19 protein-coding genes are annotated in these 20243 nt (G+C 71.5%); 13 read left to right on the top strand and 6 right to left on the bottom strand.

The window, feature by feature from the left end; translation table 11 throughout:
- Positions 1-19: 19 nt before the first annotated feature.
- Positions 20-1345, bottom strand: coding sequence for a DUF2252 domain-containing protein (locus ACFPZJ_RS24535; protein ID WP_381025466.1), 1326 nt, complete (start codon positions 1343-1345; stop codon positions 20-22).
- Between the two features lie 218 nt (positions 1346-1563).
- Between ACFPZJ_RS24535 and dnaE the strand changes: the two genes are divergently transcribed.
- On the top strand, positions 1564-5103 hold the full coding sequence (gene dnaE, locus ACFPZJ_RS24530; RefSeq protein ID WP_381025463.1) for a DNA polymerase III subunit alpha: 3540 nt from the start codon (positions 1564-1566) through the stop codon (positions 5101-5103).
- Positions 5104-5189: 86 nt separating this feature from the next.
- Here the strand turns inward: dnaE and ACFPZJ_RS24525 are convergent, their stop codons facing one another.
- Positions 5190-5351, bottom strand: coding sequence for a hypothetical protein (locus ACFPZJ_RS24525; RefSeq protein WP_381025461.1), 162 nt, complete (start codon positions 5349-5351; stop codon positions 5190-5192).
- Positions 5352-5570: 219 nt separating this feature from the next.
- On the opposite strand from ACFPZJ_RS24525, the gene ACFPZJ_RS24520 reads away from it, so the two are divergent.
- From ACFPZJ_RS24520 to ACFPZJ_RS24505, 4 genes are all read left to right on the top strand, one after another.
- A complete protein-coding gene (locus tag ACFPZJ_RS24520; protein WP_381025458.1) occupies positions 5571-6785 on the top strand; it encodes an NYN domain-containing protein in 1215 nt (404 codons plus the stop codon).
- A gap of 302 nt (positions 6786-7087) precedes the next feature.
- Positions 7088-8062, top strand: a complete 975-nt coding sequence (locus tag ACFPZJ_RS24515; protein WP_381025455.1) for an ABC transporter ATP-binding protein — start codon at positions 7088-7090, stop codon at positions 8060-8062.
- An 83-nt stretch (positions 8063-8145) separates the two neighbouring features.
- Positions 8146-8967 (top strand): ABC transporter permease, encoded by an 822-nt coding sequence (locus ACFPZJ_RS24510; protein WP_381025452.1) that lies wholly within the window; start codon positions 8146-8148, stop codon positions 8965-8967.
- Between the two features lie 56 nt (positions 8968-9023).
- Complete coding sequence (locus ACFPZJ_RS24505; RefSeq protein WP_381025449.1) at positions 9024-9683, top strand: AAA family ATPase; 660 nt, start codon at positions 9024-9026, stop codon at positions 9681-9683.
- A gap of 510 nt (positions 9684-10193) precedes the next feature.
- On the opposite strand, the gene ybaK is transcribed toward ACFPZJ_RS24505, so the two are convergent.
- The 4 genes from ybaK to ACFPZJ_RS24485 all read right to left on the bottom strand — a co-directional run bounded on the left by ybaK (position 10194) and on the right by ACFPZJ_RS24485 (position 14218).
- Positions 10194-10697: a Cys-tRNA(Pro) deacylase gene (gene ybaK / locus ACFPZJ_RS24500; RefSeq protein ID WP_381025446.1), complete on the bottom strand. Its 504-nt coding sequence runs from the start codon at positions 10695-10697 to the stop codon at positions 10194-10196.
- A gap of 28 nt (positions 10698-10725) precedes the next feature.
- A complete protein-coding gene (locus tag ACFPZJ_RS24495; protein ID WP_381025443.1) occupies positions 10726-11466 on the bottom strand; it encodes an LON peptidase substrate-binding domain-containing protein in 741 nt (246 codons plus the stop codon).
- An 11-nt stretch (positions 11467-11477) separates the two neighbouring features.
- Positions 11478-12509, bottom strand: coding sequence for a hypothetical protein (locus ACFPZJ_RS24490; protein WP_381025440.1), 1032 nt, complete (start codon positions 12507-12509; stop codon positions 11478-11480).
- Between the two features lie 131 nt (positions 12510-12640).
- Entirely contained in the window at positions 12641-14218 is a 1578-nt protein-coding gene (locus ACFPZJ_RS24485) for an oxidoreductase (RefSeq protein ID WP_381025438.1), read from the bottom strand.
- A gap of 178 nt (positions 14219-14396) precedes the next feature.
- Here ACFPZJ_RS24485 and hisD point away from each other — a divergent pair, with 178 nt between their 5' ends.
- Genes hisD through hisF form a run of 8 tightly spaced genes read left to right on the top strand, consistent with a single transcriptional unit; the run spans position 14397 to position 20130 of the window.
- Positions 14397-15722: a histidinol dehydrogenase gene (gene hisD, locus ACFPZJ_RS24480; protein ID WP_381025435.1), complete on the top strand. Its 1326-nt coding sequence runs from the start codon at positions 14397-14399 to the stop codon at positions 15720-15722.
- Positions 15719-16831, top strand: coding sequence for a histidinol-phosphate transaminase (locus ACFPZJ_RS24475; protein WP_381025432.1), 1113 nt, complete (start codon positions 15719-15721; stop codon positions 16829-16831). The genes hisD and ACFPZJ_RS24475 overlap by 4 nt, the downstream gene beginning before the upstream one ends.
- Positions 16828-17430: an imidazoleglycerol-phosphate dehydratase HisB gene (hisB, locus tag ACFPZJ_RS24470; protein WP_381025429.1), complete on the top strand. Its 603-nt coding sequence runs from the start codon at positions 16828-16830 to the stop codon at positions 17428-17430. Before ACFPZJ_RS24475 ends, hisB begins: the two co-directional genes overlap by 4 nt.
- The gene (locus ACFPZJ_RS24465; protein WP_381025426.1) at positions 17427-17591 is read left to right on the top strand and encodes a hypothetical protein; all 165 of its coding nucleotides are present in this window, start codon (positions 17427-17429) and stop codon (positions 17589-17591) included. Before hisB ends, ACFPZJ_RS24465 begins: the two co-directional genes overlap by 4 nt.
- Positions 17591-18232 carry an imidazole glycerol phosphate synthase subunit HisH gene (gene hisH, locus ACFPZJ_RS24460; RefSeq protein WP_381025423.1) on the top strand — a complete coding sequence of 214 codons (642 nt, stop codon included), beginning with the start codon at positions 17591-17593 and terminating at the stop codon, positions 18230-18232. The genes ACFPZJ_RS24465 and hisH overlap by 1 nt, the downstream gene beginning before the upstream one ends.
- A complete protein-coding gene (gene priA, locus ACFPZJ_RS24455; protein ID WP_381025421.1) occupies positions 18232-18972 on the top strand; it encodes a bifunctional 1-(5-phosphoribosyl)-5-((5-phosphoribosylamino)methylideneamino)imidazole-4-carboxamide isomerase/phosphoribosylanthranilate isomerase PriA in 741 nt (246 codons plus the stop codon). The genes hisH and priA overlap by 1 nt, the downstream gene beginning before the upstream one ends.
- Positions 18969-19361: a RidA family protein gene (locus tag ACFPZJ_RS24450; RefSeq protein WP_381025418.1), complete on the top strand. Its 393-nt coding sequence runs from the start codon at positions 18969-18971 to the stop codon at positions 19359-19361. The genes priA and ACFPZJ_RS24450 overlap by 4 nt, the downstream gene beginning before the upstream one ends.
- 13 nt (positions 19362-19374) lie before the next feature.
- Entirely contained in the window at positions 19375-20130 is a 756-nt protein-coding gene (gene hisF / locus ACFPZJ_RS24445) for an imidazole glycerol phosphate synthase subunit HisF (RefSeq protein WP_381025415.1), read from the top strand.
- Positions 20131-20243 lie beyond the last annotated feature (113 nt).

Raw genomic sequence — 20243 nt, 5'->3', positions numbered from 1 at the left:
GCCGGTGGGACGGCGACCGTCAAAGACCCGGAATCCGGCCGTTGCGGAACAGGTCGACGAAGATCTGGTGGTCGGCGCGTGCGCGTGCGCCGTAGCTGTGCGCGAAGTCGACCAGCAGGGGCGCGAAACCGTCCTCGTCGGCCGCGATCGCCGCGTCGATGGCCCGCTCCGTGGAGAACGGCACCAGGGACTCGCCGGACTGGTCGTCGGCCGCCGAGTGCATCGTGGCCGTGGCCCGGCCGAGGTCGGCGACCACCTGGGCGATCTCCTCCGGATCGTCGATGTCGCCCCAGTCGAGGTCGACGGCGTACGGCGAGACCTCGGCGACCAGCTGGCCCGCGCCGTCCAGCTCGGTCCAGCCCAGCCACGGGTCGGCGTGCGCCTGCAGGGCGCGCTGGGAGATCACCGTGCGGTGGCCCTCGTGCTGGAAGTAGTCGCGGATCGCCTCGTCCGTGACGTGCCGGGAGACGGCCGGGGTCTGGGCCTGCTTGATGTAGATCACGACATCGTTCTCCAGGGCGTCGCTGTGGCCCTCCAGGAGGATGTTGTACGACGGCAGCCCGGCCGAGCCGATGCCGATGCCCCGGCGGCCGACCACGTCCTTCACGCGGTAGGAGTCCGGGCGGGCCAGCGAGCTGTCCGGGAGCGTCTCCAGGTAGCCGTCGAAGGCGGCGAGCACCTTGTAGCGCGTGGCCGCGTCCAGCTCGACGGAGCCGCCGCCCGGCGCGAAGCGGCGCTCGAAGTCCCGGATCTCCGTCATCGACTCCAGCAGCCCGAAGCGGGTCAGCGAGCGCGCGTCCCGCAGCGCGTCCAGCAGCGGGCCCTGCGCGGTGTCCAGGGTGAAGGGCGGCACCTCGTCGCTCTTGGCGCCCGTGGCCAGGGCATGGATGCGCTCCCGGTAGGCGCCGGCGTAGATGCTCACCAGCTCGGTGATCTGCTCGTCGCTGAGCGCCTTCGCGTACCCGATGAGCGCGACCGAGGCGGCGAAGCGCTTGAGGTCCCAGGTGAAGGGGCCGACGTACGCCTCGTCGAAGTCGTTGACGTTGAAGATCAGGCGGCCGTTGGCGTCCATGTACGTGCCGAAGTTCTCGGCGTGCAGGTCGCCGTGGATCCACACGCGGGAGGTGCGCTCGTCCAGGTACGGGCCGCCCCGCTCGTCCTGGTCGAGATCGTGGTAGAAGAGGCACGCCGTACCCCGGTAGAACGCGAAGGCCGAGGCCGCCATCTTCCGGAACTTCACGCGGAACGCGGCCGGGTCGGCGGCCAGGAGCTGGCCGAAGGCGGTGTCGAAGACGGCGAGGATCTCCTCGCCGCGGTGCTCGTCGTTGAGCTGCGGGACCGACATCGCTGGGTGCCTCCTGGTGCATGACGTCTCGGGGACGGCTGGTCCGTCCCCTGCCTAACGTGCGACGGCCGGCGGGCGTGCCCGCGACCCCCGCACGAAGGTACGCGGGGATGGCCCTCGAGTGTCAGTGCCGAGGCATAGACTTCGACGCTGTCCCCCAGACTGTCCGCAGCCCGTCGGACCCTCGTCGGCGTACGTTTTTCTTGGAGGCTCCAGCCGTGTCAAAGCCGCCGTTCACGCACCTGCACGTCCACACCCAGTACTCGCTGCTGGACGGTGCCGCGCGGCTGAAGGACATGTTCAACGCCTGCAACGAGATGGGCATGACGCACATCGCCATGTCCGACCACGGCAACCTCCACGGGGCATACGACTTCTTCCACTCCGCGCAGAAAGCCGGGATCACCCCGATCATCGGGATCGAGGCATATGTCGCCCCCGAATCCCGGCGCAACAAGCGCAAGATCCTCTGGGGTCAGCCGCACCAGAAGCGGGACGACGTCTCCGGTTCCGGTGGGTACACCCACAAGACGATCTGGGCGTACAACAAGACGGGCCTGCACAACCTCTTCCGGCTCTCCTCGGACGCCTACGCCGAGGGCTGGCTGCAGAAGTGGCCCCGGATGGACAAGGAGACCATCGCCCAGTGGTCCGACGGGCTGGTCGCCTCCACCGGCTGCCCCTCCGGCGAGGTGCAGACCCGGCTGCGCCTCGGCCACTTCGACGAGGCGCTGAAGGCGGCCGCCGACTACCAGGACATCTTCGGCAAGGACCGCTACTTCCTGGAGCTGATGGACCACGGCATCGAGATCGAGCGCCGGGTCCGCGACGGCCTGCTGGAGATCGGCCGGAAGCTCGGCATCCCGCCGCTGGTCACCAACGACTCGCACTACACGTACGCGCACGAGGCGTCGGCCCACGACGCCCTGCTGTGCATCCAGACCGGCAAGAACCTCTCCGACCCGGACCGCTTCAAGTTCGACGGCACGGGCTACTACCTCAAGTCCACCGAGGAGATGTACGCCATCGACTCCTCGGACGCCTGGCAGGAGGGCTGCGCCAACACCCGGCTGATCGCCGAGATGGTCGACACCACGGGCATGTTCGAGAAGCGCGACCTCATGCCCAAGTTCGACATCCCCGAGGGCTACACCGAGGTCACATGGTTCCAGGAGGAGGTCCGCCGCGGCATGGAGCGCCGCTTCCCGGGCGGCGTCCCCGAGGACCGTCAGAAGCAGGCCGAGTACGAGATGGACGTCATCATCCAGATGGGGTTCCCGGGCTACTTCCTCGTCGTCGCCGACTTCATCATGTGGGCCAAGAAGAACGGCATCGCGGTCGGCCCCGGCCGAGGCTCCGCGGCAGGCTCGATCGTGGCGTACGCCCTCGGGATCACCGACCTCGACCCGATCCCGCACGGTCTGATCTTCGAGCGGTTCCTCAACCCCGAGCGCGTCTCGATGCCCGATGTCGACATCGACTTCGACGAGCGCAGGCGCGTCGAGGTGATCCGGTACGTGACGGAGAAGTACGGCGCCGACAAGGTCGCCATGATCGGCACGTACGGCACCATCAAGGCCAAGAACGCCATCAAGGACTCCGCGCGCGTGCTGGGCTACCCGTACGCGATGGGCGACCGCATCACCAAGGCGATGCCCGCCGACGTCCTCGGCAAGGGCATCCCGCTGTCCGGCATCACCGACCCCGAGCACCCCCGCTACTCGGAGGCGGCCGAGGTCCGGTCGATGTACGAGAACGAGCCGGACGTGAAGAAGGTCATCGACACCGCGCGCGGCGTGGAGGGCCTGGTCCGGCAGATGGGCGTGCACGCCGCCGGCGTGATCATGTCCAGCGAGACCATCACCGAGCACGTCCCCGTCTGGGTCCGGCACACCGACGGCGTGACCATCACGCAGTGGGACTACCCGAGCTGTGAGTCGCTCGGCCTGCTGAAGATGGACTTCCTGGGCCTGCGCAACCTGACGATCATGGACGACGCCGTCAAGATGGTGAAGGCCAACAAGGGGATCGACATCGATCTCCTGAGCCTCCCGCTCGACGACCCGACGACCTTCGAACTGCTCCAGCGCGGCGACACCCTCGGCGTCTTCCAGTTCGACGGCGGCCCCATGCGCTCCCTGCTCCGGCTGATGAAGCCGGACAACTTCGAAGACATCTCCGCCGTGTCGGCCCTGTACCGCCCGGGCCCGATGGGCATGAACTCCCACACCAACTACGCCCTCCGCAAGAACGGCCAGCAGGAGATCACGCCGATCCACCCCGAGCTGGAGGAGCCGCTCAAGGAGGTCCTGGACGTCACCTACGGCCTGATCGTCTATCAGGAGCAGGTGCAGAAGGCAGCCCAGATCATCGCGGGCTACTCGCTCGGCGAGGCCGACATCCTCCGCCGCGTGATGGGCAAGAAGAAGCCGGAGGAGCTGGAGAAGAACTTCGTCATCTTCCAGGCCGGCGCCCGCAAGAACGGCTACAGCGACGAGGCCATCCAGGCCCTGTGGGACGTGCTGGTCCCCTTCGCCGGCTACGCGTTCAACAAGGCCCACTCCGCCGCGTACGGACTGGTGTCGTACTGGACCGCCTACCTCAAGGCCAACCACCCCGCCGAGTACATGGCCGCGCTGCTGACCTCCGTCAAGGACGACAAGGACAAGTCGGCGGTCTACCTCAACGAGTGCCGCCGTATGGGCATCCGGGTGCTCCCGCCGAACGTCAACGAGTCCGAGTCGAACTTCGCCGCGCAGGGCGACGACGTAATCCTCTTCGGCCTCTCCGCGGTGCGCAACGTCGGCACGAACGTGGTCGAGTCGATCATCAAGTGCCGAAAGGCCAAGGGGAAGTACACCTCCTTCCCCGACTACCTCGACAAGGTCGAGGCGGTGGTCTGCAACAAGCGGACGACGGAATCACTGATCAAGGCCGGTGCCTTCGACTCGATGGGCCACACCCGCAAGGGCCTGATGGCGCAGTACGAGCCGATGATCGACAACGTGGTGGCGGTCAAGCGCAAGGAGGCCGAGGGGCAGTTCGACCTCTTCGGCGGCATGGGCGAGGAGACCAGCACCGAGCCGGGCTTCGGGCTGGACGTGGAGTTCTCCACCGACGAGTGGGACAAGACGTATCTGCTCGCCCAGGAGCGGGAGATGCTCGGTCTGTACGTCTCCGACCACCCGCTCTTCGGCCTGGAGCACGTCCTGTCCGACAAGGCCGACGCGGGCATCTCCCAGCTCACCGGCGGTGACTACTCCGACGGCTCCGTGGTGACCATCGGCGGCATCATCTCCGGCCTGCAGCGCAAGATGACCAAGCAGGGCAACGCCTGGGCCATCGCCACGGTGGAGGACCTCGCCGGCTCCATCGAGTGCATGTTCTTCCCGGCGACCTACCAGCTGGTGTCGACCCAACTCGTCGAGGACGCCGTGGTGTTCGTCAAGGGCCGGCTCGACAAGCGCGAGGACGTGCCGAGGCTCGTCGCGATGGAGCTGATGGTCCCGGACCTGTCCAACGCGGGCACCAACGCGCCCGTCGTGCTCACCATCCCGGCCGTCAAGGTCACCCCGCCGCTGGTCAGCCGCCTCGGTGAGGTCCTCAGCCACCACAAGGGCGACAGCGAGGTCCGCATCAAGCTCCAGGGCCCGACCAAGACGACCGTGCTGCGCCTCGACCGGCACCGGGTCAAGCCGGACCCGGCGCTCTTCGGCGACCTCAAGGTGCTGCTCGGGCCGTCCTGCCTGGCGGGCTGAGCGGCCGACGCGCGTGAGGGGCGCTCCCGAGCCCGGGTGCGCCCCTCATCTGTGTGCCCGGGGCTCCAAAACCCGTCGGGCGTCGGTCAGTTGTGGCCGAAGCTGCGCTTCCGCTTGCGGGACGCCACCTCACCGGGGGTCGTCTCCACGTCGGGCTGCGGCTCCGTCTCGGCGGTGGGGATCCGGTCCGCCCGCTGACCACGCTCGGTCGGCCGCTGCTTACGGTCACGGTTCTTGTTCTTGGCCATGGTGATGCCTCCTGGGGAATCTAGGGGCCAGGGCCGGGACCAGATTCACATAGGCTGACAACAGATGCATGTCGGACAATTACCGTGCGTGACAGGGCTGGTGTCGCGGGAACTCCACAAACGCCACGCCGAAGATCGAGTTCGGGCCGTTAACCTCCGCGCCGTCGGGCAGACTCGAAGGAAGCCCGAAGCAAACCTCCCGGGAAGAGGGTGAGTCGCGTGGACCGCTGCATCGTCCTGGTGGACGCCGGGTATCTGCTGGGAGCCGCGGCGAGTCTCCTCGCCGGGGAGCCCTCGCGGTCCCGCATCGCCATCGACCACGCCGCCCTCATCCAGGGGCTGCGCGAACGCGCCGAGGCGGACACCCAGCAGCCCCTGCTGCGCATCTACTGGTTCGACGGCGCGCCCGACCGCGTGCCGCAGCCCGAGCACCGCCGACTGCGCGTCATGCCCCGGGTCACCGTCCGCCTCGGTGCGCTGACCCGCAGTGACGGCCGCTGGGCGCAGAAGGGCGTGGACGCCGCCATGCACGCCGAACTGACCGAGCTGGCCCGCAACCGGGCCTGCTCCGACATCGTCCTCGTCACCGGCGACGGCGACCTGCTGCCCGGCATGATGGCCGCCAAGGAGCACGGCGTCGCCGTCCACCTGTGGGCCGTGCAGGCCGCCGACGGCGACTACAACCAGTCCGAGGACCTGGTCGCCGAGGCCGACGAACGGCGTGTCCTGGACCGTACGTGGATCACCAAGGCCGTCCGCGCCAAGGAGCTCACGGGGGTGTGCGCGCCGCCGCCCGCGCCCCGGCCCGAGATCGCCGCGATCCTGTCCGCGCCGCTGCCCGAGTCCGCGCTCGCGGCGACGGCCGAGCGGCCCGCCCCCCAGCCCCAGCACCCCGCCGCCACCGCCGCGCAGAACGGCACCGCCGACCGGGCCGTCCCCGCCACCAAGGGTGTGCCCACCCCGAAGGACCTGGCCGCCCTGCGCGCCCCCGGCGCCCAGCACCCCCAGCACCCGGCCACCGCCACCCTGCGCTGGTCCTCCGACAAGGGCTGGGTCGACCGGCCCGTCGCCGAGCCCCCCGAGGCCGCCTCCATGCCGACGCTCGCCCAGCTCACCACCGCCGAGCAGCGCTGGGCCGACCGGGAGGAGGACATCACGACGGTCGGCGGCGACCCGTACGAGGTGGGGCAGGTCTTCGCGCGGCGCTGGGTGGACCGGCTCGGCGACCGCAGCCACCTGCAGAAGCTGTCCGCGATGTACCCGCGCATCCCGCACCGCGTCGACGGGGAGCTCCTGCGCTACGCGGCCCGCTTCGGGCTGCTCGCCCACAAGGACGACCAGATCGACGAACGGGACCGGTACGCGATCCGGGCCGGGTTCTGGCGGGAGATCGACGTGCGCACGGGCGTCGAGCGCACGCCGGCCGACGGCTGACACGCGCTGGAGACGGCGCTTGAGACCGCGACTGAGCCGAACGACTGGGCCGAACGCCTGAGACGGCGCTTGAGCGGGCGACTCGGTCGGTGCCCGAGACCCTGCCTGAGCCGGGTCCGACGACGGGGCTGGAGCCCAGCGCGAGACGGTGCCTGGGCCGAGTGCGGGACGGTGCCCGAAATATTTACCGGTGGATTTCCCGTTGTCGACCGACCCGAGAACGGGCGGGGCTCCTCGACCCCGTAGTCTCGTCCCTTGTGAGTACGCGCGCGGCACAGGCATTTCGGCACGGTGGTGACGTCGTGTGTGCGGTGCGCGGGCTGACCAAGACCTATCCGGCGGTGCGCGGGCGGCGCGGCGTCCCCGCGACGCCCGAGGTCCGGGCCACCGACGACGTACGGCTGGACATCCGGCGCGGCGAGATCTTCGGCCTGCTCGGCCCGAACGGAGCCGGCAAGTCCACGCTGGTACGGCAGCTCACCGGCCTGATGCGGCCCGACCAGGGCAGCGTGGAGATCCTCGGCCACGACATCGTGCGCCACCCCGAGCGGGCCTCCCGGATCCTCGCCTACCTCGGGCAGGAGTCCACCGCCCTGGACGAGCTGACCGTGTCCCTCGCCGCCGAGACCACCGGGCGGCTGCGCGGCCTGGAAGCGCGGCAGGCGCGGGCCGAGCGGGACGCGGTCCTCGACGAACTGGGCCTCGCTCCGCTCGCCGGCCGCCCCCTGAAGAAACTGTCCGGCGGGCAGCGGCGGCTCGCCTGCTTCGCCGCCGCGCTGGTGGGGGAGCGGCCGCTGCTCGTCCTCGACGAGCCGACCACCGGGATGGACCCCGTGGCGCGGCGCGCGGTGTGGTCCGCCGTCGACCGCCGACGGGCCGAGCGCGGTACGACCGTGCTGCTGGTCACCCACAACGTCATCGAGGCCGAGACCGTGCTGGACCGGGTCGCCGTCCTCGACCGGGGCCGGGTCATCGCCTGCGACAGCCCGTCCGGGCTGAAGGAGAAGGTCGCCGGGGAAGTGCGCGTCGACCTGGTGTGGCGCGAGGCGGCCCCGCTGGACGTACCCGAGGTCGCCGCGCTGCAGGACCGCGCCGTGGAGTCGGGGCGCCGCTGGACGCTGCGGCTCGCGCCCGAGGAGGCCCGCGCGGTCGTCGCCACCGTCACCGGCGGGGCCGCCTTCGCAGCCCTGGACGACTTCACGCTCGCCACGCCCAGCCTGGAGGACGTGTACCTGGCGCTGGGCGGGGCCGCGCAGCAGGGGCTGGTGAAGGTGTGAGCACCGAGGCCTTGAGTGCGGGGAGCGCCGCGTCCGTACGGAACAGAGCGACTGCCGGAACTGGTGAAGGGAAGCAGCGCGACGTGAGTGTCGTATCCGCCGATGTCCTGCCGGGCAGTGCCCTGGCCGTGGAGGAGGCCGCCTGCGGCCCGGCCGAGCTCGGACCGCGGGCCCGGCTGTGGCCGTCGCTGGTGGCCGTGTACCGGGCGCAGCTGTCCCGGGCGCGTGTCGCGCGGATCCCGCTGCTGTTCGTGGCGACCTTCCAGTCGATCGGCATCATGATCCTGATGCGCGGCGTCGTGGACGGCGGGGGTGAGGCCAGAGCCGTCGTCGCCGGGTCGTCGGTGCTCGTCGTCGCCTTCGTCGCGCTGAACCTGCTCGCCCAGTACTTCGGGCAGCTGCGGGCCAGCGGCGGGCTCGACCACTACGCGACGCTGCCGGTGCCGCCGGCGGCCGTGGTGCTCGGGGCGGCGGGCGCCTACGCCTCCTTCACCGTGCCGGGGACCGTGGTGACGGCCGTCTTCGGGTGCGTGCTGTTCGGGCTGCCGCTCGCGCACCTGTGGATCCTCGTCGCCGTGATCCCGCTCGCGGGCGCGGCGCTCGCCGGGCTGGGGGCCGCGCTGGGGCTGCTCGCGCCGCGGCCGGAGCTGGCCACGCTGCTCGGGCAGCTCGGCATGTCGGCGGCGCTGCTGCTGGGCGTGCTGCCCGCAGACCGGATGCCGGAGGTGGTGCGTCTCGCGCGGGACCTGCTGCCGTCGACGTACGGCGTGGAGGCCTTCGCGCGCACCTTCGGGCCGGACCCGGACTGGGCCTTCGTCCTCGGCGACCTCGCGGTGTGCGGGGCCGTCGGGGTGATCTCGCTGGGCGTGGCGACCTGGGCGTACCGCCGGGCGGCCGTCCGGTGACGGCGGGGCGGTCCTCCGGTGACGCGCCCCACAGGCGTACCTGGCACGATGTCAGAGTGACCGCACCACTTACTCCACCTCCGCCACCGCATGAACAATCGACGTACCAGGGATGGCAGGTGCCGCCCGCCGGTCCCGGTGCCGTGGGATCCGCGTACCGACAGGACGGCCCGGGGATGAAGACCGAAGTGCGGGAGGCCGCCGTGACCACGGTGGCGGTGGCGCTCGGCGGGGTGCTGCTGGGGCTGCTGTGGTGGTGGCTGGCCCCGCGGGTGCCGCTGGTCGGTGACGTGACGGACGGGAACTGGGTCGTCTACCTCAAGGAGACCGAGGGCGAACAGGCGGTCGGGGTGGACGGGACGTTCACGCTGCTCGGGCTGGCCTTCGGTGCCGTGACCGCGCTGGCCGTCTTCGCCGTGCGCAGGCGCGGGGGCGTGCCGCTGGTGGTGGGACTGGCCCTCGGAGCGCTGCTCGGATCGCTGCTGGCATGGCGGGTCGGTGTGTGGCTCGGGCCGGCGCAGGATGTGATCGCCCATGCGAAGGACGTGGGCAAGGGGGTCACGTTCTCGGCGCCGATGAAACTGGGCGCCAAGGGGGCGTTGCTGGCCTGGCCCCTCGCCGGGCTGGTCGTCCACCTCGGGCTGACGGCGCTGTTCGGCCCGAGGGACCCGGAGCCGCAGGGGTACGGGCCGTACGGGGGAGTGCCGGCGCCGTAGGTGTGCCGTGGTCTTCGGTGCTCGGCGTGCGCCCCGGCAGGCGCGTGCGCGACCCCGGCGCTGCGGGGTGCCGCCCAAAGGTGACCGGGTGGCCGAGGGCACGCCTGCCTGCGGCGGGAGCGGTCCCGTCGTTGCGCTCCGGCGCTGCGGGATGCCGGCCAGAGGGCACGGGTGGCCGATGGGGTGGCAGATCTGCCCTAGCGGGGGGCGCTCCAGGTTCCGCGTCCCGCTCCTGCCGGGTGCTGACCAGGGGGCACGGGTGCGGATCGGGGGCACGCCTGCCTTCTGTCGGCGCGGCCCAGGCGCCGTGGTCTGGCGCTGCGGGGTGCCGTCCAGAGGTCACACGCGGCCGTTGGGGGCGGCACACTCGCCCGGCGCTGCCAGGTGCCTCGGCGCGGTCTAGGCGCCGCGCCCCGGCGCTGCGGGGTGCCGTCAGAGGTCACACGCCGCCATTGGGGGCGGCGCGCTTGGCGCCGCGCCCCGGGCGCTGCGCGGCGTGCCGCACGGACGTCACGCGCGGCCGATGGGGGCGAGGACCGCGTCCGTGAGGTTGGCCAGGTCGTCCGGGGAGAGTTCGACCTCCAGGCCCCGGCGGCCCGCCGAGACGCAGATGGTCTCGTGGGCGGAGGCCGACGCGTCGATGACCGTGGGGAGCCTCTTGCGCTGGCCGAGAGGGGAGATGCCGCCCCGTACGTAGCCCGTGGTGCGTTCGGCCAGGGCCGGGTCCGCCATCGCGGCCCGCTTGCCGCCCACCGCCGACGCCAGCGCCTTCAGGTCCAGCTGGCCCGCCACCGGGACCACGGCGACCGTGAGGGCTCCGTCGACGTCCGCAACCAGTGTCTTGAAGACCCGGTCCGGTGAGACGCCCATCGCCTCGGCCGCCTCCTCGCCGTAGGAGGGGTGGGAGGGATCGTGGTCGTAGGAGTGGACCGTGTAGCCGACCCCGGCCGCCGTGAGGGCCACCGTCGCGGGCGTGCCCCCGGACTGCTGCTGCTTCTTCGCCTTCTTCGCCATCCCGCCCAGTACCCCAGAGGATCGTGCGTCAGTTGAGACTCGTCGTGCCCCGCGTCAGATCCGACGCCGGCAACGACGGCAGACTACGGATGATGGCCGTCTCCGAGCGAAGGAGTTTCAGCTCGTCACGCAGGCGGGAGGCCGTGTCCGGCGCCTGGAGCAGGCGCTGCTTGGTCGGGGTGTCCAGCATCATCGCGGCAGCCACCAGGTAGGAGACGACACCCGGTTCGTCGGGCAGCTCGGCGTCGGCGGACAGCGACCGCTCCCGCGCACCCGCCAGCCGCTTCTGGTACTGGCGGAAGGAGCGCAGCACGCCCTCGGCCAGCGCGCCGGCCTCGTCGCCCGGCTCCTCGGCCAGCGGCGCCAGTTCGGCGGTCAGGAACGGCCCGGAGGCGTCGACCGAGAGCAGCCGTACCCGCGTCGTCCCGGTCGCCAGGACCTCGAAGGTGCCGTCGGTGTGCTCGCGGATCGTGGCCGCGTCCGCCACGCAGCCCACCTTGTGGAAGGACGTGAGCGGATCGGGGCCGAAGCCCGCTGCCGGCCCGCGCTCGGGCAGGGCCGTGGGATCCGGCATGCCGGGGGCGCTCGGCGCCACCTCGTGGCCGTCGCGGATCGCCACGACGGCGAACCGGCGCGGCTCGTCCTCCGGCGTCTTGAGCAGCTCGCGCATCATGGCCCGATAACGCTCCTCGAAGACGTTCAGCGGGAGCACGAGCCCCGGGAAGAGCACCGAGTTCAGGGGGAAGAGGGGGAGCCGGACGGTGGTCACGACGCAAGAGCCTAATGGTCGCCGACGCCGATCCGTCCGCCGTGCCCACGTGGTGGATGCCACGGGGGCCCTCCGGCCGCCGCGCCCCGGACGTCCTCGCGCATCCGCAGGAAGTGGCCGAGCGGGTCGTCCGACAGCCGGTCCCAGGGGAAGGAGGTGGCGTACGGGCCGTTCAGGCGCAGCTGCTCCACGGCGTCGGCCCAGCGCTCCAGGCGGACGAGGACGAACAGCAGCAGGTTCCGCATCCGGGCCGGCCAGGGGTCGGCCGACGGCAGCCGCGGGGACAGCGCGATCGCCCGGTCGGCCGCCGCGTCCAGCCGCTCGCGCGGCACCTTGGGCCCGCAGCCGTCGGTGAGGTAGGCGAAGGCGGCGTGCAGCGGGAGCGCCTGGACGAGGGCGTCGGCCGGGGCGTCCTGCGCGGCCCGGTCGGCGAAGTCGAAGCACTCGCGGTGCGAACCGTGCCAGGACTCGGCCAGGTACCGCAGGGCCGCCACATGGCAGCCGTAGTGGTGCGGAGCACGGCGTACCGCGGCCGCCCACAGCTCCTCGAAGTACTTGTGCCCGGCCTGGGCGCCGCGTGCGTGATCCAGCGCCACCCGCCACGGCACCGGGTCCCGGTCGTCGGCCCGGGCTGCGGCCGTGATCAGCGGGCTCACCTCGCGCAGCAGCTCGGCCCGGGCCGGGGACTGCCAGGCGCGGTCCACGGCCAGCTGGGCCACGACCAGCAGGGCGTCCGGGTCGTGCGGTGCGGCCGCGTGCCAGGCGTCCAGCCAGTCGGGGCGCGAGCGGGCGAAGGCGGCCAGCCGGGTCGCGTACCGGTCGCGGCGCTCCCACTCGGCACCCGCCCGGGTGGTGGCGAGCAGCCCGGCGGCGGGGGCGTACGAGTCGTCCGCGGCCCCGACCAGCGCGGGAGCCAGACGATCGTCGGGCGCGTCGAGGAACACCTCGTCGTCGGGGCGGGGCCCGGCGACGGGGCGGGAGACGGTCCTCGCCATCCGGGTCGTGCGGATGAAGGGGGGCAGCAGAGCCATGGTGCCGACCATTGAAAGACCGCACGTCACCACGGCGCCAGACCCTTCACCGAACTCGTCGAAGGTTGTACGCCACTTGGTCAAGGCGCGGCAAAATGGTGACCGTTCAACAACTGCTGTCACAGCAGCAACACGAACCGCCGCTAACCGCGCCGCAACAGCCGCGTCGCCCCCGCCGCCACCGTCGTCGCCAGCACCCACCCCAGCAGGACCATCACCGCGGCCAGCCACTGCCAGCCGCCGCGCAGCTGCCAGAAGCCCACCTGCCCCAGGTCGATCACCGGCAGCAGCAGGTCGAGGGCGAACAGGGCGGGGTCCCAGTCCGGATGCTCACCGGTCTTCAGCGGCGGGTGCTCGGCGTGCGCGAAGGCGTACGAGCTCGCCGCCCACAGCACCGCCATCCACACCGCCGCCCGGCCCGGCCGGTACCCGTAGGCGACCGTCCAGTCCTGCGCGTACCCCCACAGCTTGGCGGCCAGCGGCAGGCTCTCGCGGCGCCGGCGCTGCTTGGCGAGCAGCACCTCACGGGCGTCCTCGTCCTCCCCGCCGGCCCGCAGCACCGCCGCCAGCCGCTCGTACGGCTCCGGGTTGTACTCGGCGGTCGCGGCGGCCACCCACTCCAGCCGCTCGGCCAGTGGGAAGGGGCCGCGCGGCACGAGGTTCTCGTAGGCGAAGCCGCCCATGTGCAGCCGGCCCGGGCCCGGCCAGCTGTCCGCCCGGTCCATCAGGTTGACGATCCGCGCTCCCGACAGCACCACGCGCCCGCGTGCCGGCCGCTCCCCGAGGAAGCGCAGCTCCGGCGTCTGCACCCGGCGCAGCGACACCTCCTGGTCGTCGGTGAGGATGAACCGCGCCCGCTCGAAGTCGACCGCGTCCCCGAACCGGCCGTCGTCCAGCCGCACCCCGCCCCGGCACTCGAACCGCTGCACGCGCGTGCCGCGCGCCGGGGTCGTGCCGCTCAGCGTCTGGGCGCCCAGGCCCGCCGGCGTCAGGTACAGCGTCCGCTCGACGGTCAGCTGCGGGGCGTTCAGCGCGAGCCGCGCGTACGGGTTGAACAGACGGGCCCCGCGCAGGCTCAGCGACACGCCGATCTTCGCGCTGCGCAGGCTCAGCTCGCCGTGCGACTCCAGCATCTCCGCCTGTAAGTCCTGGCCGACGCTCATGCCGTCCCCGGCGATCGAGCGGCCGCTGCGGTCCCGGTACACGATCGCCTGGTTGAGCATCAGGTCGGTGCCGATCTGCGCGTCGGTGAGCCGGATGCCGTTGTGGAACCGGCAGCGCGGCAGGTGCAGATCGCCCTCGGTGTGCACCCGGGCCGCCTCCAGCCGCGGCACCGAGCAGTCCACCAGCCGTACGGTCGTGAAGCGGGCCTCCGGCAGCAGGACGTCCCGCTCGAAGCGGCAGCCCCGCATCTCCACGTACGGCACCACCGTGCCGCCCGCGAGGTCCAGCGAGCCGCTGACCTGCACGCCGACGAGCTTCAGCGACGACACCCGGCCCGCCAGCGCGGGCGGCCCGTCCAGGAGCAGCCAGCAGATGATCCGGGCCCGTACGGTGCGCTCGGGGCCCCAGGGATGCCCGCCGTGCGGATCGTCGACGACAGCGTCCCCGCTGCTCAGGTCGTACACGCTGCCGTTGCGGAAGGCCTGCCACATGCCGGCCTCCGCGGCGGTCAGGTCGTCCGGCAGCTCCCCGGCCCGCAGGCCGGCCCCCTCGGTCACAGCTCTGTCCTTCCTCCCTGGCTACTCGCGGGTCAGTGCCTCGTACAGGTGTTCATGCCCGCTGTGTGACGCACGGAACACTAGACGTGACGGCGATCTTCCGCTTTCCGGCGGCACGCCGTATCAGCCACTGGAACGTGCGGACGGCGCACGGGCGGGGTCTGAGAGAATTGAGCACGTGATCTCCCGAATCGATCTGCGCGGCGACGCCCTCCCCGAGGGCCCCGCCCTGCGTGACCTGCTGCCCCGAGCCGACTTCGACGTCTCGGCCGCCCTGGAGAAGGTGCGTCCGATCTGCGAGGCCGTGCATCATCGGGGCGACGCGGCGCTGATCGACTTCGCCGAGAAGTTCGACGGCGTGAAGCTCGACCAGGTCCGGGTGCCGGCCGCGGCGCTCACCCGCGCGCTGGAGGAGCTCGACCCGGCCGTGCGCGCGGCCCTGGAGGAGTCCATCCGCCGCGCCCGCCTCGTCCACCGCGAGCAGCGCCGCTCCACCCGCACCACCCAGGTCGTCCCCGGTGGCACGGTCACCGAGAAGTGGGTGCCGGTCGACCGGGTCGGGCTGTACGCGCCCGGCGGCCGGTCCGTGTATCCGTCCTCCGTGGTCATGAACGCCGTCCCGGCGCAGGAGGCCGGCGTCGAGTCGATCGCGCTCGCCTCCCCGGCCCAGGCCGACTTCGGCGGCCTGCCGCACCCGACGATCCTGGCCGCCTGCGCGCTGCTCGGCGTCGACGAGGTGTACGCGGCCGGCGGCGCCACGGCCGTCGCGATGTTCGCGTACGGCACCGAGACCTGCCCGCCCGCGAACATGGTCACCGGCCCCGGCAACATCTGGGTCGCCGCCGCCAAGCGCTACTTCACCGGCAGGATCGGCATCGACGCCGAGGCCGGCCCGACCGAGATCGCCATCCTCGCGGACTCCACGGCCGACCCGGTGCACGTCGCCGCCGACCTGATCAGCCAGGCCGAGCACGACCCGCTCGCCGCCGCCGTCCTCGTCACCGACTCCGCGGAACTGGCGGAAGCGGTGGAGAAGGAGCTGGGGCCGCAGGTGGAGGCCACCAAGCACGTCGACGACCGGATCGTCCCGGCCCTGTCCGGCAGGCAGTCCGCGATCGTCCTGGTCGACGGCATCGACGAGGGCCTGCGGGTCGTCGACGCGTACGGCGCCGAGCACCTGGAGATCCAGACGGCCGACGCCGCCGCCGTGGCCGACCGGGTCAGGAACGCCGGCGCCATCTTCGTCGGCCCCTGGGCCCCGGTCTCGCTCGGCGACTACGCGGCGGGCTCCAACCACGTCCTGCCCACCGGCGGCTGCGCCTGCCACTCCTCGGGCCTGTCCGTCCAGTCCTTCCTGCGCGGCATCCACGTCGTCGACTACACCAAGGACGCGCTGGCCGAGGTCGCGCACCACGTGGTGACGCTGGCGGAGGCGGAGGACCTGCCCGCGCACGGCGCGGCGATCAAGGCCAGGTTCGGCTGGAAGGTGCCCGAGAGCAAGTGAGCGACGTGAGGATCGACGATCTCCCCGTACGGGACGAACTGCGCGGCAAGTCCCCCTACGGCGCGCCCCAGCTGGACGTCCCCGTACGGCTGAACACCAACGAGAACCCCTACCCGCTGCCCGAGCCGCTGGTCGAGCGGATCACCGAGCGGGTCCGCGAGGCGGCCCGGAACCTCAACCGCTACCCCGACCGGGACGCGGTCGAGCTGCGCACCAGGCTCGCCGAGTACCTGACGAAGACCTCCGGATACGAGGTCGGCCCGGCCAACGTCTGGGCCGCCAACGGCTCCAACGAGGTCATCCAGCAGCTGCTGCAGACCTTCGGCGGACCGGGCCGCACCGCGATGGGCTTCGAGCCGTCGTACTCCATGCACGGCCTGATCTCGCGCGGCACCGGCACCGGCTGGCTCTCCGGCCCCCGGGGCGACGACTTCACCATCGACCTGGCGGCGGCGCGGGAGGCCATCGCCGAGCACCGGCCCGATGTCGTCTTCGTCACCACCCCCAACAACCCCACGGGCAACGCGGTCCCGCCCGAGACGGTCCTCGTGCTGTACGAGGCCGCCCAGGCCGCGAAGCCGTCCATGGTGGTCGTGGACGAGGCCTACATCGAGTTCAGCCACGGCGACTCGCTGCTGCCGCTCCTCGAAGGACGGCCGCACCTGGTCATCTCCCGCACGATGTCGAAGGCGTTCGGCGCGGCGGGCCTGCGCCTCGGCTACCTCGCCGCGGACCCGGCCGTCGTGGACGCCGTCCAGCTCGTCCGGCTGCCGTACCACCTGTCGGCCGTCACCCAGGCGACCGCGCTGGCCGCCCTGGAGCACACCGACACACTGCTGAAGTACGTCGAGCAGCTCAAGGCCGAGCGGGACCGGCTGGTCGCCGAACTGCGCGCGACCGGCTACGAGGTGACCGAGTCCGACGCGAACTTCGTGCAGTTCGGCAGGTTCCAGGACTCCCACGCCACCTGGCGGAAGATCCTCGACCGGGGCGTCCTGGTCCGGGACAACGGCGTACCGGGATGGCTGCGGGTCACCGCCGGCACCCCGGAGGAGAACGACGCGTTCCTCGACGCGGTACGTGAACTGAAGAAGGAGCAGAACGCATGACTCGCGAGGGACGCCTCGGCAGGATCGAACGCACCACCAAGGAGACCTCGGTGGTCGTCGAGATCAACCTCGACGGCACCGGCAAGACCGACATCTCCACGGGCGTCGGCTTCTACGACCACATGCTCGACCAGCTCGGCCGGCACGGTCTGTTCGACCTGACCGTGAAGACCGACGGCGACCTGCACATCGACTCGCACCACACGATCGAGGACACCGCCCTCGCGCTGGGCGCCGCCTTCAAGCAGGCCCTCGGGGACAAGGTCGGCATCTACCGCTTCGGCAACTGCACGGTCCCGCTGGACGAGTCCCTCGCCCAGGTCACCGTCGACCTGTCGGGCCGCCCCTACCTCGTGCACACCGAGCCCGAGAAGATGGCGCCGATGATCGGCGAGTACGACACCACGATGACCCGGCACATCCTGGAGTCCTTCGTCGCCCAGGCGCAGATCGCGCTGCACGTGCACGTGCCCTACGGGCGCAACGCGCACCACATCGTGGAGTGCCAGTTCAAGGCGCTGGCGCGGGCCCTGCGGTACGCGTCCGAGCGCGACCCGCGGGCGGCGGGCATCCTCCCGTCCACGAAGGGCGCGCTGTGAACGGCATCTCGACCCTGCTGATCGTCGTCGGCCTCTTCCTCGTCGGCGGGATCATCTCGTTCGTCAAGCAGAAGATGCCGGCGAGCCTGATCGTGCTGCTCTCCCTCGGCGCCGCGCTCTGTCTCGTCGCCGGTGTCCTGAGGCTGGAGGTGTGGAACTGATGAGCACCCCGAAGAAGGTCGTGGTGTTCGATTACGGCTTCGGCAACGTCCGCTCCGCCGAGCGTGCCCTCGCGCGCGCGGGAGCCGACGTGGAGATCACCCGCGACTACGACCGGGCCATGAACGCCGACGGGCTGCTGGTGCCCGGCGTCGGCGCCTTCGCCGCCTGCATGAAGGGCCTGAAGGAGGCGCGCGGCGACTGGATCGTCGAACGCCGGCTGTCCGGCGGCCGCCCCGTGATGGGCATCTGCGTCGGCATGCAGATCCTGTTCGCGCGCGGCATCGAGCACGGCGTCGAGACCGAGGGCCTGGCCGAGTGGCCCGGCGCGGTCGAGCCGCTGCAGGCCGAGATCGTGCCCCACATGGGCTGGAACACGGTGGACGTGCCGCCCGGCTCCGAGCTGTTCGCCGGCCTGGACGCGGACGCCCGCTTCTACTTCGTGCACTCCTACGCCGTCCACGACTGGCAGCTGGAGACGCACAACCCGGCGATCGCGGCCCCGAAGGTCACCTGGTCCACGCACGGCAAGCCGTTCGTCGCGGCCGTCGAGAACGGCGCCCTGTGGGCCACGCAGTTCCACCCCGAGAAGTCCGGCGACGCCGGAGCCCAGCTGCTGAACAACTGGATCGGAACCCTCTGATGTCCTCGAACCCCTCTGGGAAGCTCGAACTCCTCCCCGCCGTCGACGTCCGTGACGGCCAGGCGGTCCGCCTGGTGCACGGCGAGTCCGGTACGGAGACCTCCTACGGCTCCCCCCTGGAGGCCGCCCTGGCCTGGCAGCGGTCGGGTGCCGAGTGGCTGCACCTGGTCGACCTGGACGCCGCGTTCGGCACCGGGAACAACCGGGAGCTGATCGCCGAGGTCGCGAAGGCGATGGACATCAAGGTCGAGCTGTCCGGCGGCATCCGCGACGACGACACCCTCGCCGCGGCCCTCGCCACCGGCTGCACCCGCGTGAACCTGGGCACCGCCGCCCTGGAGACTCCCGAGTGGGTCGCCAAGGTCATCGCCGAGCACGGCGACAAGATCGCGGTCGGCCTCGACGTACGGGGCACCACCCTGCGCGGCCGTGGCTGGACCCGCGACGGCGGCGACCTGTACGAGACGCTGGAGCGCCTCAACAAGGAGGGCTGCGCCCGGTACGTCGTCACGGACATCGCCAAGGACGGCACGCTCCAGGGCCCCAACCTGGACCTGCTGAAGAACGTCTGCGCGGCGACGGACCGCCCGGTGGTCGCCTCCGGCGGCGTGTCGTCGCTGGACGACCTGCGGGCCATCGCCGACCTGGTCCCCCTCGGTGTCGAGGGCGCCATCGTAGGGAAGGCGCTGTACGCGAAGGCGTTCACCCTGGAAGAGGCTTTGGAGGCTGTGTCGTCATGAGCGATGCCGTGCGGCGCGTGCAGAGCGGAAGTCCCTGGGAAGAGAGTTTCGGTTTCGCGCGCGCCGTGGCGGCGGGCGATCGGGTGCTGGTGGCGGGCACGACGTCCTTCAAGGGCAGTGTGCTCTACGGGGAGGGCGACCCCTACGAACAGGCCAAGGTGGCCTTCACCAGCGCCCTGGAGGCGATCGCCGAGTTCGGGCTGGGGCCCGAGTCGGTGATCAGGACCCGGATGCACCTGGCGCACTCACGGGACGTCGACGAGGTGGGCCGCGCCCACAAGGAACTGTTCGACGCCGTGCGCCCGGTCACGACCGTGCTGGTCGTGGAGGGCTTCGTCGACCCGCGTGTCCTGGTCTCGGTGGAATTGGAAGCATTCAGAGAGCTTTAGAGGAGCCCGATTCATGACCCTGGCGGTCCGAGTCATCCCCTGCCTGGACGTGGACAACGGCCGGGTCGTCAAGGGCGTCAACTTCCAGAACCTGCGCGACGCGGGCGACCCCGTCGAGATGGCCAAGGTGTACGACGCCGAGGGCGCCGACGAGCTGACGTTCCTGGACATCACCGCGTCCTCGGGCAACCGCGAGACGACGTACGACGTGGTGCGCCGCACGGCCGAGCAGGTGTTCATCCCGCTCACCGTCGGCGGCGGCGTGCGCACCGCCGAGGACGTGGACAGGCTGCTGCGGGCCGGTGCCGACAAGGTCGGCGTCAACACGGCCGCGATCGCCCGCCCCGACCTCATCCGGGAGATCGCCGAGCGCTTCGGCCGGCAGGTGCTGGTGCTGTCGGTGGACGCGCGGCGCACGGACAGTGGTTCCTTCGAGGTGACCACCCACGGCGGCCGTCGTGGCACCGGCATCGACGCCGTCGAGTGGGCGCACCGGGCCGCCGAGCTGGGCGCGGGGGAGATCCTGCTGAACTCGATGGACGCGGACGGCACCAAGGACGGCTACGACCTGGAGATGATCGCCGCGGTCCGCAAGCATGTGACGGTGCCGGTCATCGCGTCCGGCGGCGCGGGCAAGCTGGCCGACTTCCCGCCGGCGATCGCGGCGGGAGCGGACGCGGTACTGGCCGCCTCCGTGTTCCACTTCGGGGACCTGCGGATCGGCCAGGTGAAGGAAACGCTGCGCGAGGCGGGCCATCCCGTCAGGTGACAACGACTGACGTCGACTGACATCGGCTGACGTCGGCTGACATCGACGAAGGTCCCGGCCGGGTGGCCGGGACCTTCGCTCGGCTGATGGGGCTGGTGACCTGTTGCCTGCCC

The sequence above is a fragment of the Streptomyces bullii genome (assembly GCF_042657145.1).
In the GTDB taxonomy this organism is placed as follows: domain Bacteria; phylum Actinomycetota; class Actinomycetes; order Streptomycetales; family Streptomycetaceae; genus Streptomyces; species Streptomyces bullii.
Note: the sequence above shows the minus strand (reverse complement) of the source record. Positions and strands in the feature narration are given on the sequence as shown.

Excerpts from the sequence above, each read along its gene's own strand:
- ACFPZJ_RS24535 (WP_381025466.1), bottom strand. The coding sequence starts at position 1,345 with ATGTCGGTCCCGCAGCTCAACGACGAGCACCGCGGCGAGGAGATCCTC.
- ACFPZJ_RS24525 (WP_381025461.1), bottom strand. The coding sequence starts at position 5,351 with ATGGCCAAGAACAAGAACCGTGACCGTAAGCAGCGGCCGACCGAGCGT.
- ybaK (WP_381025446.1), bottom strand. The coding sequence starts at position 10,697 with ATGGCGAAGAAGGCGAAGAAGCAGCAGCAGTCCGGGGGCACGCCCGCG.
- ACFPZJ_RS24490 (WP_381025440.1), bottom strand. The coding sequence starts at position 12,509 with ATGGTCGGCACCATGGCTCTGCTGCCCCCCTTCATCCGCACGACCCGG.
- hisB (WP_381025429.1), top strand. The coding sequence starts at position 16,828 with ATGACTCGCGAGGGACGCCTCGGCAGGATCGAACGCACCACCAAGGAG.
- hisH (WP_381025423.1), top strand. The coding sequence starts at position 17,591 with ATGAGCACCCCGAAGAAGGTCGTGGTGTTCGATTACGGCTTCGGCAAC.
- priA (WP_381025421.1), top strand. The coding sequence starts at position 18,232 with ATGTCCTCGAACCCCTCTGGGAAGCTCGAACTCCTCCCCGCCGTCGAC.
- ACFPZJ_RS24450 (WP_381025418.1), top strand. The coding sequence starts at position 18,969 with ATGAGCGATGCCGTGCGGCGCGTGCAGAGCGGAAGTCCCTGGGAAGAG.
- hisF (WP_381025415.1), top strand. The coding sequence starts at position 19,375 with ATGACCCTGGCGGTCCGAGTCATCCCCTGCCTGGACGTGGACAACGGC.